This window comes from uncultured Metabacillus sp. (genome assembly GCF_947503125.1).
Taxonomy (GTDB): domain Bacteria; phylum Bacillota; class Bacilli; order Bacillales; family Bacillaceae; genus Metabacillus.
The window spans coordinates 1-1,225 of record NZ_CANNCR010000153.1 but is presented as its reverse complement, the minus strand read 5'-3'; the positions used below and the strand labels follow the sequence as shown (position 1 = coordinate 1,225).

The 1,225-nt window shown below is 33.6% G+C and carries 2 protein-coding genes; both read left to right on the top strand.

Going from position 1 to position 1,225, the window contains the following annotated elements; genetic code table 11:
• Nucleotides 1–83 precede the first annotated feature (83 nt).
• The gene (locus Q1B07_RS26590) at nucleotides 84–218 is read left to right on the top strand and encodes a hypothetical protein (RefSeq protein WP_299095803.1); all 135 of its coding nucleotides are present in this window, start codon (nucleotides 84–86) and stop codon (nucleotides 216–218) included.
• Between the two features lie 82 nt (nucleotides 219–300).
• A complete protein-coding gene (locus tag Q1B07_RS26585; RefSeq protein ID WP_299095798.1) occupies nucleotides 301–837 on the top strand; it encodes a nitroreductase family protein in 537 nt (178 codons plus the stop codon).
• Nucleotides 838–1,225 lie beyond the last annotated feature (388 nt).

The window sequence follows — 1,225 nt, the reverse complement described above, 5'->3', positions numbered from 1 at the left end:
GAGTCAACTAAATGGTAGTTATGAAATATTGAGAATACATGAGTATTTGGAAGAAAAATTAACTTTATTGAGGGAGGAAACTTATGCGAGAGGAAGTTGGAAAGTGTTCTGTTTGTGAGAAAACAATCTATTGTTTGGACGGTTTTTTAGATGGAATTATTACGAAAGAAAAAATCCTTTATTGTTTTTCATGTAGTACAAAGGAAGAAGACAAGTAATTAAAATTGGTTATAAGCTGAATGTTTGATACGATAAACGTATAATAATTATTTCTTAGATGCAAGAATGGAGGAGAAAAAGGTGGATTTTAACCAAGTTGTAAGCAATAGACGTGAGATTACCAGTTTTTCAAACCAATCGATTCCGAAAGAAACAATTGAAGAAATTTTGGAAGTTGCATGGCTATCGCCAACCGGGAATAATTTACCATCCCGTGAGTTCATTGTTGTGAATGATAGAGGGATGCTTGATCATCTTGCTAATACAACCCCATATATGCCATGGTTAAAAGAAGCAACCTATGCCATCGTAATAACAGGTCGGCCAACGGTTAGTAAGTATTGGATACAGGATTCCTCTATTGCAAGCGGTTATATTTGGTTAGCGGCAGTAAACGCAGGGTTAGGCTGTGCATTTGGTGCTGTATTTAACGCAGCGGATGAGGTTGAATCCGAACAAAGAGAAACATATGTAAGAAATGCTTTAAACATACCGAATGACCGAAGAGTATTAGCGATATTGGGACTAGGGTATGGGAAAGATCAACCGAATAAGAAGGAGCTTGTAAAGAAAAACGAAATTATTTATTATCATACCTTTAGACAGCAAGAAAAGTAAGGAGGTAGATGGTAAAGAAGCTTATATTGTAATTAAATATTATTAATCGTTATTTAGTAAGAGATATATAGTTTCTAATATTAAATAGGATAATAAAGGTAACTGCTGGATATTAAAGTAGTTGCCTTTTTTATATAAAAAAACAAAGTCTCTATACTGCGAATAAGTGGCCGAGTCTTTCTAAGTAAAATAGGAAAGTGCAAAACGGCTTTTCACTTGGAAATAATAACAAAATCTATTTTCACTTATTTTATATTTAAGGGAGATTTCCAATGAGGGTTGAGAAGATTAGCACACTCCAATTTATCTATACTCAACTTTCGCACAAAGAAAATGAGTGTTACTCGTTGGTTGTATTGAATTTAGGTTATATCAATTATGGTAGTTG

Coding starts and splice junctions, on each gene's coding strand:
- Q1B07_RS26590 (WP_299095803.1), top strand. CDS start 84: ATGCGAGAGGAAGTTGGAAAGTGTTCTGTTTGTGAGAAAACAATCTAT.